At 70.6% G+C, this 14,675-nt stretch carries 13 protein-coding genes; 10 read left to right on the plus strand and 3 right to left on the minus strand.

Annotated features, from left to right (window positions below; genetic code table 11):
* A partial coding sequence (locus tag ACK4YQ_RS16290) for a hypothetical protein (protein ID WP_409612723.1) occupies window positions 1–1,040 on the plus strand: 1,040 nt, incomplete at its 5' end.
* Here ACK4YQ_RS16290 and ACK4YQ_RS16295 read toward each other — a convergent pair.
* On the minus strand, window positions 988–1,800 hold the full coding sequence (locus ACK4YQ_RS16295) for a DUF6270 domain-containing protein (RefSeq protein ID WP_409612724.1): 813 nt from the start codon (window positions 1,798–1,800) through the stop codon (window positions 988–990). The genes ACK4YQ_RS16290 and ACK4YQ_RS16295 overlap by 53 nt on opposite strands.
* A gap of 235 nt (window positions 1,801–2,035) precedes the next feature.
* Here ACK4YQ_RS16295 and ACK4YQ_RS16300 point away from each other — a divergent pair, with 235 nt between their 5' ends.
* From ACK4YQ_RS16300 to ACK4YQ_RS16310, 3 genes are all read left to right on the plus strand, one after another.
* The gene (locus ACK4YQ_RS16300) at window positions 2,036–3,763 is read left to right on the plus strand and encodes a type I secretion system permease/ATPase (protein WP_409612726.1); all 1,728 of its coding nucleotides are present in this window, start codon (window positions 2,036–2,038) and stop codon (window positions 3,761–3,763) included.
* Window positions 3,760–5,133 (plus strand): HlyD family type I secretion periplasmic adaptor subunit, encoded by a 1,374-nt coding sequence (locus tag ACK4YQ_RS16305; RefSeq protein ID WP_409612728.1) that lies wholly within the window; start codon window positions 3,760–3,762, stop codon window positions 5,131–5,133. Before ACK4YQ_RS16300 ends, ACK4YQ_RS16305 begins: the two co-directional genes overlap by 4 nt.
* 221 nt (window positions 5,134–5,354) lie before the next feature.
* Window positions 5,355–7,004: a calcium-binding protein gene (locus ACK4YQ_RS16310; RefSeq protein WP_409612730.1), complete on the plus strand. Its 1,650-nt coding sequence runs from the start codon at window positions 5,355–5,357 to the stop codon at window positions 7,002–7,004.
* 329 nt (window positions 7,005–7,333) lie between these two features.
* Here the strand turns inward: ACK4YQ_RS16310 and ACK4YQ_RS16315 are convergent, their stop codons facing one another.
* Both ACK4YQ_RS16315 and ACK4YQ_RS16320 read right to left on the minus strand, forming a co-directional pair.
* Window positions 7,334–8,413: a M23 family metallopeptidase gene (locus tag ACK4YQ_RS16315; RefSeq protein ID WP_409612731.1), complete on the minus strand. Its 1,080-nt coding sequence runs from the start codon at window positions 8,411–8,413 to the stop codon at window positions 7,334–7,336.
* Window positions 8,414–8,481: 68 nt separating this feature from the next.
* Window positions 8,482–9,204 (minus strand): sulfotransferase domain-containing protein, encoded by a 723-nt coding sequence (locus ACK4YQ_RS16320; RefSeq protein ID WP_409612733.1) that lies wholly within the window; start codon window positions 9,202–9,204, stop codon window positions 8,482–8,484.
* Window positions 9,205–9,332: 128 nt separating this feature from the next.
* Between ACK4YQ_RS16320 and ACK4YQ_RS16325 the strand changes: the two genes are divergently transcribed.
* Genes ACK4YQ_RS16325 through ACK4YQ_RS16350 form a run of 6 tightly spaced genes read left to right on the plus strand, consistent with a single transcriptional unit; the run spans window position 9,333 to window position 14,673 of the window.
* Complete coding sequence (locus tag ACK4YQ_RS16325; RefSeq protein ID WP_409612735.1) at window positions 9,333–10,100, plus strand: cephalosporin hydroxylase family protein; 768 nt, start codon at window positions 9,333–9,335, stop codon at window positions 10,098–10,100.
* A 12-nt stretch (window positions 10,101–10,112) separates the two neighbouring features.
* A complete protein-coding gene (gene rfbF, locus ACK4YQ_RS16330; RefSeq protein WP_409612736.1) occupies window positions 10,113–10,886 on the plus strand; it encodes a glucose-1-phosphate cytidylyltransferase in 774 nt (257 codons plus the stop codon).
* Entirely contained in the window at window positions 10,883–11,941 is a 1,059-nt protein-coding gene (gene rfbG / locus ACK4YQ_RS16335; RefSeq protein WP_409612737.1) for a CDP-glucose 4,6-dehydratase, read from the plus strand. Before rfbF ends, rfbG begins: the two co-directional genes overlap by 4 nt.
* Window positions 11,941–13,179: a methyltransferase domain-containing protein gene (locus ACK4YQ_RS16340; RefSeq protein ID WP_409612739.1), complete on the plus strand. Its 1,239-nt coding sequence runs from the start codon at window positions 11,941–11,943 to the stop codon at window positions 13,177–13,179. Before rfbG ends, ACK4YQ_RS16340 begins: the two co-directional genes overlap by 1 nt.
* Window positions 13,179–13,709, plus strand: a complete 531-nt coding sequence (gene rfbC / locus ACK4YQ_RS16345; protein ID WP_409612740.1) for a dTDP-4-dehydrorhamnose 3,5-epimerase — start codon at window positions 13,179–13,181, stop codon at window positions 13,707–13,709. Before ACK4YQ_RS16340 ends, rfbC begins: the two co-directional genes overlap by 1 nt.
* Complete coding sequence (locus ACK4YQ_RS16350; RefSeq protein WP_409612741.1) at window positions 13,699–14,673, plus strand: NAD-dependent epimerase/dehydratase family protein; 975 nt, start codon at window positions 13,699–13,701, stop codon at window positions 14,671–14,673. The genes rfbC and ACK4YQ_RS16350 overlap by 11 nt, the downstream gene beginning before the upstream one ends.
* The last annotated feature ends 2 nt before the right edge of the window (window positions 14,674–14,675 follow it).

Below are 14,675 nucleotides of genomic sequence, written 5' to 3' on the forward strand. Positions count from 1 at the left end.
AGGCCCTGGCGCTGGCGCGCTTCGTTGACGCCCGCCGCGGCCGTGCGCGCCCGCGGCGGCGCGGCGGCGCCGGGCGCGCTCTGGACAAGGTCCTGGCGCGGCTGCGCTCGCCGGGCGGGGCGCTGATCCTGGCCCGCTCGGGGGTCTGGCGGCGGAGCGGCGCGGGTCTGGGGGGGCGCTTGCACGACCTGCGCTTCATGGCCGCCTACGCCCGGCGCGGCCCCACGCCCGGCGTGCCGCCTGCGGCCCTGTTCGACCAGGACTGGTACCTGGCCCACTATCCGGACGTCGCCGGCGGCCGGCGCAGCCCCCTCGTCCACTACTTGATGGACGGCGGCTACGAGGGCCGCTCGCCGCATCCGCTGTTCGACGGCGCCTTCTACGCCCGGGCCAACGCCGAGGCCCTGGCCGCCACCGGGCTCACCCCGCTGGCGCACTACCTGCTGGTGGGCTGCCACGAGGGGCGCGATCCCCACGCGGTGTTCGACACGGCCTTCTATCTCGCCCAGGCGCCGGAGCTGGCCGCCAGCGGCGAGGACCCGGTCAGCCACTACATGCGCGAGGGCGCGGCCAGGGGGCTCAGCCCCCATCCCCTGTTCCGGCCGGACTACTACAAGGCCCAGCTCGAACCCGGCGACGGCGAGGACCGTCCCCTGCTGGTCCACTATTTCACCGTCGGCTCGGCCAAGGGGCTGAAGCCGCATCCCCTGGTCGACCCGGCCTGGTATCGCGAGCAGGGCGGCGAGGCGCCGGGCGCAGGACCGGAGCCGCTGATCCACTACCTGACCAGGGGCGCCGACGAGGGCCGCGACCCCAGCCCCTGGTTCAGCACCACCCACTACGCCGCCGCCCGCGGCGAGGCCCTGGCGGGCGCCAATCCGCTGGTCGACTACGTGCGCCGGGGGGCCTGGGAGGTCGGCGAGGCGCGGCCCGGCTTCCCGACCCTGGCCTATCTGGCGGCCAACGCCGCGGAGATCCCCCTGGGCGTCACGCCGCTGGAACACTGGGCGGGGCTGGCGCGGCCGCCCGCGGGAGCGTGACGCCGACGGCCTGGAGCTGGCTCCAGATCTCCTCGTAGTAGGGCTCCACATAGTGGAAGGGGCTAAGGCCCCAGCGGTGGCCGGCGTCGGCCAGCCGGTGGCGCGGCGCGGCCACCCGCACGGCCCCGGGGTTGAGTTCCAGAAACCAGGCGTCGTAGGCGGCGAGCAGCCGGTTGTGCTCGGCCGCCGAGGCCGGCTTGCCCTGCCAGATCGCCAGGTCCTCGCCGAAAGGGCGGGTGCGGCCGGCGCCGTCGCGATAGCGCTCGGCCCAGCGGGCCTCGTGCAGGATCATCCGCGCCTCGGCCAGGGGCGTGGCGCGGATGAAGGCCGTCAGTTCCGCCGCCGCCGCCCGCCATAGCCCGGTGCAGGCCCCGGAGGTGCGCGCGATCGTGCGGGCTTGGTCGAAGGCGGGCTGGCCGAGGTAGCCGCTGGTCTCGAGCTCCCAGCTGTGGGTGACCAGCGTCCCCTGAACGGCGAGCAGGTCGAACCGCTCGTCGATGAAGTCGAAGATGATGTGCGTCGGGCGGTGGGCAAGCAGCGTCTGCAGCGCCTGCTTGCTCAGATCCCTCAGCACCGCCCGATGCTGGGACTCCGTCAGGCCCGCCGGCGGCGGAAAGACCGGCGTGACCCCCCGCAGCGCCGGCGTGAACAGGCTCGGCAGGCTGGTGCGCGAGATGTAACAGAGACCCTCGTTTCCGTCGCCACGGATCGGCCACAGATCGCGGGTTATGCAACTTCCGATGATCGCGACCCTGGCCACGTTCCACCGCTCCCGGCTGGCGTCCGTTGCGTGCTTAGCACACGCGACGGGCGAAGAAAGGCTGCGACCCGGACGCGCGGGGCGCCGCCATTGACATCGCTCCGGCCTCCGCTCATGTGTCGCGACTTCGACGGCGCTCGCCGGGGACGCGGGGCCCGGCGTGGCGAGCGGTCACCAATTCCGCAATGTTACGGGGCCCATTGTCGGTGACGAATCGCGGAACGGCTCGGCGAGCATGAAGATCTTCAGCTTTCTCACCAACCAGCCCGACACCGTGCTGATGCGCGCGCTCAAGGCGGGACGCACGCCGCTGATGTTCGCCTTCGGCTTCAGCCTGGTGAGCAACCTGCTCTACCTGGCGATGCCGATCTTCACGTTCCAGATCTACGGCCGCGTGCTGACCAGCCAGAGCTCGGAAACGCTCTGGGTGCTGACCCTGGCCACCCTGTTCGTGTTCGTCATCTCCAGCGTGGTCGACGACTACCGGGCGCGCATCCTCATCAACTACGGCGTGGCCATGGACCAGCAGGTCTCCGGCCGGCTGTTCTCGGCGCTGTTCGACGCCTCCCTGCGCGGCGAACCCGGCGCGCGCTCGCAGGCGCTGCGCGACCTGGACACCTTCCGCCAGACCCTCACCGGGGTCGGGGCGGCGGCCTTCTTCGATCTGCCGTGGATCCCGGTGTTCCTGATCCTGCTGTGGGTGATCGACCCGGTGGTGGGCGGGGTGACCACGGCGGGGGCGATCGTGCTCTTCGGCCTGGCCCTGCTGCAGGAACGGGCGACCCGCCCGGCCCTCAAGGACGCCAACGACGCGGCCCTGCGCAGCTACGCCTTCACCGACGCGGCCCTGCGCAACGGCGAGGTGGTGCGGGCCATGGGCATGCTGCCGCGGCTGGGCGGCGCCTGGGCCAAGCACCGGCGGGTGGCGATCGAACGCGGCGCCGACGCCAGCGAGGCCAACAACGCCTACTCCGACGCCATCAAGGCCGTGCGGATGGGCATCCAGATCCTGGTCATCGCCCTGGGCGCCCAGTTGATCATCGCCGGCGAGATCCACTCGGCGATGCTGTTCGCCAACATGATCCTGGCGAGCCGGGCCCTGGCCCCCATCGAGCGCATCGTCGGCGCCTGGGAGAGCCTGAACAACGGCGTGCGCGCCCACGAGCGGGTCACCAACCTGCTCACCCGGGCCGAGCCGCAGACGGTTAACACCACCCTGCCGCGCCCTGCCGGCCGCCTGTCGGTCGAGGGGGTGGTCTTCACCCCGCCGGGCGCGCCCAAGCCGACCCTGATCGGCCTCAACTTCGTGGTCGAGCCCGGCGAGACCCTGGGGGTGATCGGCCCCTCCGGCGCGGGCAAGTCGACCCTGTCGCGCCTCCTGGTCGGCATCTGGCGGCCGCTGCAGGGCGCCGTGCGCCTGGACGGCGCGGACGTCTTCTCCTGGGAGCGCGCCGATTTCGGCCGGCACGTCGGCTACCTGCCGCAGGACACCGAACTCTTCGCCGGCACGGTGCGCGACAACATCGCCCGCTTCCGCGACGACGTGACCGACGACGACGTGATCCGCGCCGCCCAGATGGCCAACGTGCACGACCTGATCCTGCGCCTGCCCAAGGGCTACGAGACCGACATCGGCGAGAGCGGGGTGGTGCTGTCCGCCGGCCAGCGTCAGCGGGTGGGCCTGGCCCGCGCCCTCTTGGGCGATCCGGCGTTCCTGGTGCTCGACGAGCCCAACGCCAGCCTGGACACCGACGGCGAGAACGCCCTGATGGCGGCCCTGGAGACCATGAAGGCCCGCGGGGCGACCATCGTCATCGTCTCGCACAAGGTCCCGGTGTTCCGCACCGCCGACAAGATGCTGGTGCTGCGCGACGGCCGGCAGGAGGCCTTCGGTCCCCGTGACGCGGTGCTGAGCCGCATCATCAAGCCTGCGGAAGTGCGCACGATCGAGGGCGGCCGATGAAGATCGATATTGGGCGCCACCGCGACTACGTCACCCCCGACTTCGACGGCGACGCCGAGACCCAGGCCGAGCGGTCGGACCTGAAGCAGCGGATCCAGCGGCCGATCATGGTCGGCTCGGTGATCGTGGGCGTCTTCGTCCTGGGGCTCGGGGTGTGGGCGGCGGCGACGCCGATCAACTCCGGCATCTCCGCCACCGGCCAGGTGCGGGTGGAATCCAACCGCAAGACCCTGCGCCACCGCGAGACCGGCACGGTGCGGGCGATCTACGTGAAGGAAGGCCAGCGCGTGCGTGCGGGCCAGCCCCTGATTCTGTTCGACGAGGTCCAGGCCAAGGCGCAGGTCTCGGTGCTGCAGAGCGGCTACGACAGCTACGCCGCCCAGAGCGCCCGGTATGAGGCCGAGGCCACGGGCAAGGGCGCGATCGACTTCCCGCCCGAACTGATGGCGCGGATGTCCGATCCGCAGGTGGCCGCGGTGATTCGCGACCAGCAGTTCCTGTTCACCTCGCGCCTGCAGCTCTTCAACAGCCAGAAGGCGGTGCTGGACCAGCGCATGGACCAGCTCGACACGCGTATCGAGGGCCTGCAGTCCCAGGTCGACGCCATCGACGAGCAGGTGCGGCTGACCCAGGAGGAACTGGCCGGCTACCGCACGCTGAACGAAAAGGGCTTCGCGCCCAAGACCCTGATCCTGCGCTACGAGCGCTCCCTGGCCGACCTCGCCGGGCGCAAGGGCTCGCTGATCTCCGACATCACCCGCACCCGCGAGCAGATGGGCGAGACGCGCATGCAGCTCGCCAGCCTGCGCGACCAGCGCCAGAGCCAGGCCGCCGAAGGCCTGCGCGACATGCAGGCCCGGCTCGCCGACGTGACCCCGCGCCTGGCGGCGGCCAAGCAGACCCTGGCCGAGACCCTCGTGCGATCGCCGGTCGACGGCTATGTCCTGAACCTCAGCCAGCACACCGTGGGCGGCGTCGCCGGCGCGGGCGAGGTGCTGATGGACGTGGTGCCGGTGAACGAGCCCCTGGTGGTCTCGGTGCAGGTGCGGCCGCAGGACATCGACAACGTCCGCATCGGGATGGACGCGCGCGTGCAACTTGTCGGCCTCAACCAGCGTTTCGTCAGCCCGATCCCGGCCAAGGTGATGACCGTCTCGGCCGATCAGCGCGTGGACGAGAAGACAGGCAAGGGCTTCTTTGTCGCCGACCTGCGAATCAACCCCGAGGATGTGCGCAAGTTCGCCAACGGCGCGCGACTGACTCCCGGAATGCCCGCGACGGCGCTCATCGTGACGGGGAAACGGACGATCCTGGCTTATCTTGTGTCGCCCATCACCGACACGCTTAACGACGCTTTTAGGGAACAGTAAAGGATAGGTGCGGCATGCATGCCTATGCCTGTCGCGCAAAGGGGTTCGGGGGTGTTTTTGCAGTTGCGCATTTTCGACGCATCCGATACGTCTTCCTCGGGCTCGTTTAACCTTCGCCTAGGCCATGCTATGGCGTGGGGGTAATGGATCGCTGGGGCCGCTCCATCGCGGATGGGGGCCAAGCGCACCAGGGGTCCGTGTGACACAGACTGGAGAGATCTATGGCGACTTATAATTTTGAGACGATGACCTCGGCCCAGGCCGCGACCATCGACTCGACCAACGACAACATCATCGTGGCCGCCGGCTCGGCGAACACCGCGTCGGTGACCTACGTCGCCGCGACCCCGACGGTCCCGGCCTCGATCACGGTCACCATCGGCGGCGTCACGGTCGCGGGCTTCCCGCAAACCGGCATCACCGGCACGAACAACGTCTTCGTGTTCGCTGACGGCTCGCAGCTGTACGTCGGCGACAACACCGCCGGCGACAACGTCACCCTGGTGGGCGGCAACGACGCCATCTACGGCGGCGGCGGCGCTGACACCCTGAACGCCGGCAACGGCGCCAACCTGATCCAGGGCAACGCCGGCGGCGACACCATCACCGACGGCACCGGCAACGACACCATCTACGGCGGCGCCGACAACGACACGATCTCCGGCGCCAACGGCGGTGCGAACTTCGTGAACGGCAACCTCGGCAACGACACCATCGTCGGCGGCGCGGGCGCTGAAACCCTGCTCGGCGGTCAAGGCACCGACACCATCGACGGCGCCGGCGGCAACGACTACCTGAGCGGCGACCTCGGCGCCGACAGCATCACCTCTGGCGCTGGCAACGACACCGTCTACGGCGCGGCTGGTGCTGACACCATCACCCTCGCGGCCGGCGGCAACAACTACGTCGAAGCTGGCGATGACGCCGACTCCGTGACCGGCGGCGCCGGCAACGACACCATCTTCGGTGGCGCTGGCGCTGACACGATCAACGCGACCGCCGGTGGCGCGAACGTGATCCAAGGCAACGCGGGCGGCGACACGATCACCGCCGGCAGCGGCGCGGACACGATCTACGGTGGTCAGGACGCCGACAACATCGACGCCGGTGAAGGCACGAACTTCGTCAACGGCAACATCGGTGCTGACACCATCACCGGCGGCGCCAACGCCGACACCATCCTCGGTGGTCAAGACGGCGACGTGATCGACGGTGAGGAAGGCGCGAACTTCCTGAGCGGCGACCTCGGCGACGACGACATCACCGGCGGCGCCAACGCCGACACCATCAACGGTGGCGACGGCGCTGACACGATCGACGCCGAAGCCGGCGCGAACGTGGTCGACGGCGGTGCGGGCAACGACACGATCGAAGTCACCGGCTCGACGGCGGCCAACAGCCTGACCGGCGGCGACGGCAACGACTCGATCCTGGGCGCTGACGGCGCTTCGGCTGCCATCAACGACACCATCAACGGTGGCGCTGGCAACGACACCATCGAAGGCGGCACCCAGAAGGACTTCCTGACGGGCGGCGCTGGTTCCGACACCTTCGTCTACACGACGGCGGGCGACTCCGGTAAGACCGCGGGCTTCATCGACCAGATCCTCGACTGGACCTCGGCCGACAGCATCAGCACCGGTGTGGCCGCCACGCCGTCGACCTACACGGAAATCGCCGGCACCTACACCTACGACACGGCGCTGGCTGCGGCCGACGCGGCGATCGACGGCACGGTGCTCTACGCGGCCGTGCAGGTCGGCTCGGACGTGGTGGTGTTCATCGACTCGGCCGGCACCGGCACGTCGACCGACGCCATCGTCCTGGTCGGCAAGACCCTGGGCGACATCAGCGACACCAACATCGTCTAACGGCGTCGATCTAAGTCGAACGACTTTGGGCCGCCCTTCGGGGCGGCCCTTTTCGTTTGGGCGGCCCCTTCCTGTCTGGGCGGGTGTGCGAAGCCGGGGCGCAGACGTTCCGTCTCGCCGACGCCTGGGCGCAGGCGTGCGGCCGCCTAAGGCGCGGCGGCGCAGAGATCATCGAACGTTGAGAAGACGGGCCCGGCCCAAAACGCGAAAGGCCGGGCTGCGGAGCTCGTTAAGTCCGCAACCCGGCCAAAGCGACACAGCCATGGAGAGCTAGGCTGACACGGAACTGTAGCCTAGTCGACGGTCCCGGGAAAGGGACTCTCCGGCGTTCAACGCTTTTGTGAGCTTTGGATTTCCGCTTTGGAAAGGCTTTGTCCGGGATCGCCGGGCCACTCCAGCCGCCACGACCGGCTGAGCGCCGCCTGGCCGTTGCGCGAGACCCGGTAGCTGGCGACATAGACGCCCCCCGGCCAGCCTTCCGGCGGGCGCTTCTTGCCCACGAACATCATGTACTGCGCCTTGGCCCGGTCGAGCGGCGGCAGCGTCGAGGTCGCCAGGATCGCGCCGTCCGGGCCCCGCAGGGTCAGCTCCTGCACGTCCCCGCCCTCCAGGTTGATGGCGCGGACGTAGGCCACGAGCACCGGCGCATCCGGCCCCGGCGCCCCGACGGCGCCGCCCTCGACCGCCGCCATGTCGACGGGGGCCGCGGCGAAGCCTGTGTTCAGCACCGCCCCGGTCTTGTAGGCGAGCTGGCGCGCCGCCTCCGCCGTCCAGAGCCCGGGCTGCGGCTGGCAGGCCTCGGCGTAGGGATCGGGCGAGAACGGGTCGACCGCCACCCCGTCGTGGCGCACCGCCAGGTGCAGGTGCGGGAACTCGGTCTGGCCCGACAGGCCGACCCGGGCGATCGGCTGGCCGGCGCGCACCTGTTCGCCCACCTTCACCCGCACGCTGCCGCGCGCCAGGTGGCAATACTGGGTCTCCCACCCGTCCCCATGGTCGATGACCACGCCGTTGCCGCATTCCTGGCCGGCGACCAGCGGCGCGTCCGGCGCCGCAATCGAGACGTCGGCCATGCCGTCGCGCAGCCGCGCCACCCGCCCGTCGGCGCCGGCCAGCACATCGACCCCCCGCGCCTGGGCGGCCAGGTCCAGCACCCGGATGTCCACCCCGTCGTGGCCCTCGTTCGTGCGCTCCCCGCACATATAGTCCTGCACCCCGACGCTGGCGTCCTTGTCGACATAGGTCTGCACCTCGCAGGCGTCGCCGATCCGGCAGGCCACCGGCAGCACCAGGCGCGGCCCCTCCGGCGCCTTGGGCGCTTCGGCGCGGGCGCAGGCGCTCAGCAGGAGGGCCAGGGACGGCAGGGCCCAGCATGGCGGGGCGAAGGGCAGGAGGCGGGCAGGGCGCATCGGCGGGTGGTCCTTCGTGCGTCGCGGGCGGCGCGAGCCTGCGCGGCCCTCGCGCCGAAAATGAGGCCCTAGCCGAACGATATCCCCGTCAGATCCTTCAACCGCGCCATGTCCCGGGCGTAGAGCCGGCGCAGGTAGGCCGCGTCCTCGGCCCCCAGGCCGCCCATCTCCGCGCCGACGTGCACCTCCCGAGGGGCCACCTCGCCGGGCGCCGGCAGGTCTAGGAAGCGGTTCACCCGCCCAAGCGCGACGGCGGGATCGGCGCGCAGGTCGTCCGACTTCAGGATCAGCACCTGCTCGGGGGGGAACAGCCGAAACAGCCGCTCGACCTGTTCACCGTAGAAGCCGCGTTCCACATAGCTGAACTCGCGGTGATGGCCCCAGGGCTCGGCCTCCAGCAGCCGCGCCCGCCCCTGGCGGATGCACCAGGAAAACGGCTTGGTCTCCGCCCCGCGGGCGAACTCCATGCGCCAGTGCGACCAGGCTCGCTCCACCGGATCACGCAGCATCAGGATCAGCCGGGCCTTGGGGTTGTAGGCGGCGATGCGCTCCAGGCTGTTGGGCCAGTAGACGTAGATCGGCGTCGCCTCCCCGCGCAGGCCGCTAGCCTCCGGGTCGAAGCGGGCGTGATAGCGGGCGTAGTCCGGCTCGGCCCAGTCGACGCTCTCGTCGTCGAAGAAGTGGACCTCCTTGGTGCGCGACAGGGCCACCCCCGGCTCGTCGGACAGATAGTCGAAGAGGGCGGTCGTGCCTCCCTTCTGTACGCCAATGATGATGAACTCGACCCGCACGAGGACTCCGTCCGTTCCGCCGCCATGGATACGGCTTCATAGGGCGCGCGACACGCGATAATAGGGGGACCGCTGCAAATTGGAGGCCGCGGGGCGTCGCCCGCGCGGCCCACCGGAAGGTCGGGGTCTTGATCACCACTATCGACGAAGAACGCGGAGAGGTCATCGTCCGCAACGGCGAGACCGAAACCCGCTACAGCCTGGCCACGGCCGAAGGCTTCGCCGCCGCCTCGCGGGCCTGGCTGCGGGCCACCTGGGATTCGAAGTACGTCTATTCCTTCGCCTGGATGGGCCGGCCGGTGATCCAACTGCCGGAGGACATGATCCGCCTGCAGGAGGTGATCTACGCTCTCAAGCCCGACGTGCTGGTGGAGACCGGCGTGGCGCACGGCGGCTCGCTCATCTTCTACGCCTCCCTGTTCGAGGCGATGGGCAAGGGCCGGGTGATCGGCGTCGACATCGAGATTCGCCCGCACAACCGCACCGCCATCGAAGCGCACGAGATGAAGAAGCGCATCGAGCTGATCGAGGGCTCCTCCACCGCGCCGGAGGTGGTCGACCAGGTGCGCGCGCTGATCCAGCCGGGGGAGACCGTGCTGGTGGTGCTCGATTCCAACCATTCCAAGGGCCACGTGCTGGACGAACTGCGGGCCTATGGCCCGATGGTCAACGTCGGCTCCTACATCGTGGCCACCGACGGCATCATGGAACAGGTCAAGGGCGGCCCGCGCACGGCCGACGACTGGGACTGGAACAATCCCAAGGCCGCCGCCCACGCCTTCGTGGCCGAGGACAAGCGCTTCGTCATCGAGGAGCCGAAGTTCCCCTTCAACGAAGGGGTCGTGGCCGAGCGCGTGACCTACTGGCCCGACGCCTTCATCAAGCGGATCGCCTGAGGCGGCGCGGCGATGAAGGCGGTCATACTGGCCGGAGGGCTGGGCACACGAATCTCCGAGGAGAGCCATCTTCGGCCCAAGCCGATGATCGAGATCGGCGGGCGGCCGATCCTTTGGCACATCATGAAGCTGTTCTCGCACCACGGCTTCAACGACTTCATCGTCTGCCTGGGCTACCGCGGCTACATGGTGAAGGAGTACTTCGCCAACTACGTGCTGCATAACGCCGACATCACCGTCGACCTGGGCAAGGGCGGGATCGAGTACCACGCCACCAACTCAGAGCCCTGGCGGGTGACCCTGGTGGACACCGGGCCGGAGACGATGACCGGCGGGCGCCTGAAGCGGGTGGGCGGCTATCTGCCCCCCGGCGAGCCGTTCTTCCTCACCTACGGCGACGGCGTGTCCGACGTGGACCTGACCGCCCTGGCCGCTTTCCACAAGGGCCACGGCCGCGAGGCGACGGTCACGGCGGTCGCCCCGCCGGGGCGCTATGGCGCGCTGGACATCGTCGAGGGGCGGGTGGAGCGGTTCATCGAAAAGCCGCCGGGGGACAACGGCCTCATCAACGGCGGTTTCTTCGTCCTGCAGCCGCAGGTGCTGGACCGCATCGCCGGCGACGCGATCCCGTTCGAATCGGCGCCGCTGGAAAGCCTCGCCCGCGACGGACAGCTGATGGCCTGGCGGCACGACGGCTTCTGGGCGGCCATGGACACCCTGCGCGACAAGAACCACCTGGAGGCCCTGTGGGCGTCCGGCGAGGCGCCCTGGCGCGTCTGGCGATGAGCCGCCCCGATCCGCGCTTCTGGGCGGGCAAGCGCGTTCTGCTGACCGGGCACACGGGTTTCAAGGGCGCGTGGGCGGCCCTTTGGCTCCAGCGCCTGGGGGCGCAGGTCACCGGCCTTTCCCTGGCGCCGGACCAGAGCCCCGCCCTGTTCGACCTGGCGGGCGTCGGCGCGGCGATCGCCTCGCTGATCGTCGACCTGCGCGATGCGGCCGCCGTGGAGGCGGCGCTGGCGGGCCGCACCTTCGACCTGGTGCTGCACATGGCGGCCCAGCCTATCGTGCGGGCCTCGATCGAGGATCCGGTCGGCACCTTCTCCACCAACATCATGGGCACGGCCCACCTGCTGCAGGCGCTGCGCGCCCAGCCGGCGCTGGCCGCGGTTCTGGTGGTGACCTCCGACAAGGTCTACGCCAACGCCGAGACCGGCCGCGCCTTCGCCGAGGACGACGCCCTGGGCGGCAAGGACCCCTATTCGGCCTCCAAGGCGGCGGCCGAGATCGTGGTGCAAAGCTACGCCAGGAGCTTCTACGTCCAGGCCGGCGTGCCCCTGGCCACCGCCCGCGGCGGCAATGTGATCGGCGGCGGCGACTTCTCCCGCGACCGGCTCGTGGCCGACATCGTCCGCGCCGCGCGCGGCCAGGCCGAGACGGTCCTTCGCCACCCCGAAGCGACCCGGCCCTGGCAGCACGTGCTGGACTGCGTGGCCGGCTACCTCGTCTATCTGCAGGCCCTGACGCAGGCGCCGGCGACGCCGCGGGCCATGAACTTCGGCCCCCGCCCCGGCGGCCCCGAGGTGACGGTGGGCGAGCTCGCGACCCGCGCGGTCCAGGCCCTCGGCGCGCGGCCCTGGCGCCACGAGCCCGATCCGCACTCGCTCGAGGCCCGCGCCCTCGGCATCGACGCGACCCAGGCGCGCCGCGTGCTCGGCTTCGAAAGCCGGCTCGACGCGCCCGCCGCCGTCGACTGGACCATGGACTGGTACCGCCGCCAGGGGGAGGGCGAGGACGCCCGCACCCTTTGCCTGGACCAGATCGCCCGCTACGAGAGCCTTTGATGACCGCCCCCGCCTGCCGCTTCTGCCGCGCGCCCCTGACGACCACCTTCCTGGACCTCGGCGAGCAGCCCCTGGCCAACAGCTATCTGACCCAGGCCGAACTCGACGCCGGGACCGAGCGGGCTTTCCCCCTGCACGCGCGGGTCTGCGGGCGCTGCTTCCTGGTGCAGGTGGACGATCCGGTGGCGGCCGATGCGATCTTCGACGCGGGCTACGCCTATTTCTCCTCCTACTCGGAAAGCTGGGTGGCGCACGCGCGGCGCTACGCCCAGGCCATGGCGGCGCGCTTCTCCCTGGGGCCGCAGTCGCTGGTGGTGGAGGTGGCCTCCAACGACGGATATCTGTTGCAGCACTTCGTCGCCATGGGCGTGCCGGTGCTGGGGATCGAACCCACGGCCAACACCGCCGAGGCCGCCCGCGAGCGCGGCGTGCCGACCGAGGTTATGTTCTTCAACGCCGAAACCGGCGCGGCGCTGGCCGCACGCGGGGTGCAGGCCGACCTGATGGCGGCCAACAACGTCCTCGCCCACGTGCCGGACATCGGCGACTTCGTGGCCGGCTTCCGCCACGTGCTGAAGCCGCAGGGCGTCTTGACCTTCGAGTTCCCGCACCTCCTGAACCTGATCGAGAAGGTGCAGTTCGACACCATCTACCACGAGCACTTCTCCTACCTGTCCCTGCTGGCGGTGGAGCAGGTGCTGAAGGCGGGCGGCCTGCGGGCGTTCGACGTCGAGCGCCTGGACACCCATGGCGGCTCCCTGCGGCTGTTCTGCGCCCACGAGGCCTCCGCCCATGCCGAGACCGAGGCCCTGGCGGCCCTGCGCCGGCAGGAGGACGAAGCGGGCCTTCGGCGGCTGGAGACCTACGGCGGCTTCGCCCGGAAGGTGGCGGCGGTGCGCGAGGACTTCCTGGGCTTCCTGGCCCGCGCCAAGGCCGAGGGCAAGCGGGTCGGCGCCTATGGCGCGGCGGCCAAGGGCAACACCTTCCTCAACTACTGCGGCGTGGACGCCAGGGACATCGCCTGGGCCTTCGACGCCAATCCGCACAAGCAGGGCCGCTTCCTGCCCGGCAGCCACGTGCCGATCCTGTCGCCGGCGCAGGTGGCGCAGGTGAAGCCGGACTATCTCGTGATCCTGCCGTGGAACCTAAAGGACGAGATCATGGGCCAGCTCGCCCATATCCGCGAGTGGGGCGGCCGCTTCGTGATCGCCTCGCCGCGCGTCGAGATCCTGGACTGATGCGCTTCTCGCCCACCCTCATCGCCGGCGTGACGGTGGTGGACGTCGAGCCGCACGCGGACGATCGCGGGCACTTCGCGCGGCTGCACTGTCCGGACGAGTTCGCCGCCGCCGGCAGTCCTTTCGCGCCGGTCCAGACCAGCCTGTCCCACAACCGCCTCGCCGGCACTCTGCGCGGGCTGCACTATCAGGCCGCGCCCCACGCCGAGACCAAGCTGGTGCGCGCCGTGCGCGGGCGCATCTTCGACGTGGCGGTGGACCTGCGCCCTGACAGCCCGACCCATCGCCGCTGGGTGGGGGTGGAGCTTTCCGCGGACAACGGCCGGGCGGTGCTGATCGGCGAGGGGATCGCCCACGGCTTCATCACCCTCGAGGACGCCAGCGACGTGGTCTACCAGATCGCGCCGAAGTTCGAGCCCGGTCATGACCGCGGCGTGCGCTGGGACGATCCGGCCTTCTCCATCGACTGGCCGATCAGCCCGCGGGTGATCTCGCCGCGGGACGCGGGGTACGCGGACTATGGCGGCTGAACCGGCCCGGCCGCGCGTGCTGCTGTCGGGGGCGAGCTCCTTCAGCGGCATGTGGATCGCCGAGGCGCTGGCGGCGCGCGGCTGCCATGTGGTGGCGACGTTCCGGCAGGCGCAGGGCGCCTACGGCGGCCTGCGGGGCGAGCGGGTGCGGCGGGTCGCCGAGGTGGCCGTCGCCTGCTTCGAGGCCGACCTGACGACCAGCGCCATCGACGCGGTGCTCGACCGGCACGGCCCCTTTGACGTGTTCGCCCACCACGCCGCGGCCATCGAGAACTACCGCGATCCCGCCTACGATGTCGGCGAGGGAGTGCGCCGCAACACCGAGGGCATGCGCCGTCTGTTCCGGCGTCTCAAGGAGGGCGGGGCCAGGCGGGTGATCGCCACGGGCACCACCTTCGAGGCCGACGAGCGGCTGAGCGGCCCCGAGAGCCTGGCCGTCAGCCCCTACGGCCTGTCCAAGACCCTGACCAACCAGGCCCTGCGCCACTTCGCCCGGTGGGAGGGGCTGGATTTCGCCCGCTTCGTGGTGGCCGCGCCGTTCGGCCCCTGGGAAGAGGGCCGGCTGGTCTGGTCCCTGTTCCAGGCCTGGATGCAGGGCCGTCCCGGCGTGGTGCGAACCCCGGCCTATGTGCGCGACAACCTGCCGGTGGACCTGCTCGCCCGCGCCTACGCCGACCTCGTCACCGGCGGCTCGCGCGGCCCCGACGACGTGGTGCGGCCCGCCGGGTTCGTCGGCGAGCAGGGAGCGTTCGCCCTGCGCGTGGCGCGCGAGGCGCAGGCCCGCCTCGGCCGTCCCTGCCTCGTGCAGGCGGCGGACCAGACCGAGTTCCCCGAGCCGCGGGTGCGGGTGAACGACGAGCCGGCGATTCCCGCCGATTGGGACGAGGCGGCGTTCTGGGACGCCTATGTCGGCTACTACCGGCGGGTGGAGCAGATGGGCCTGCTGCAGGCCCGCCCCGCTTGAGG

Origin of the sequence: Phenylobacterium sp., assembly GCF_046291545.1 — a bacterium.
Classification (GTDB): Bacteria; Pseudomonadota; Alphaproteobacteria; order Caulobacterales; family Caulobacteraceae; genus Phenylobacterium.

Excerpts from the sequence above, each read along its gene's own strand:
- ACK4YQ_RS16300 (WP_409612726.1), top strand. The coding sequence starts at position 2,036 with ATGAAGATCTTCAGCTTTCTCACCAACCAGCCCGACACCGTGCTGATG.
- ACK4YQ_RS16305 (WP_409612728.1), top strand. The coding sequence starts at position 3,760 with ATGAAGATCGATATTGGGCGCCACCGCGACTACGTCACCCCCGACTTC.
- ACK4YQ_RS16310 (WP_409612730.1), top strand. The coding sequence starts at position 5,355 with ATGGCGACTTATAATTTTGAGACGATGACCTCGGCCCAGGCCGCGACC.
- ACK4YQ_RS16315 (WP_409612731.1), bottom strand. The coding sequence starts at position 8,413 with ATGCGCCCTGCCCGCCTCCTGCCCTTCGCCCCGCCATGCTGGGCCCTG.
- rfbF (WP_409612736.1), top strand. The coding sequence starts at position 10,113 with ATGAAGGCGGTCATACTGGCCGGAGGGCTGGGCACACGAATCTCCGAG.
- rfbG (WP_409612737.1), top strand. The coding sequence starts at position 10,883 with ATGAGCCGCCCCGATCCGCGCTTCTGGGCGGGCAAGCGCGTTCTGCTG.
- ACK4YQ_RS16340 (WP_409612739.1), top strand. The coding sequence starts at position 11,941 with ATGACCGCCCCCGCCTGCCGCTTCTGCCGCGCGCCCCTGACGACCACC.
- rfbC (WP_409612740.1), top strand. The coding sequence starts at position 13,179 with ATGCGCTTCTCGCCCACCCTCATCGCCGGCGTGACGGTGGTGGACGTC.
- ACK4YQ_RS16350 (WP_409612741.1), top strand. The coding sequence starts at position 13,699 with ATGGCGGCTGAACCGGCCCGGCCGCGCGTGCTGCTGTCGGGGGCGAGC.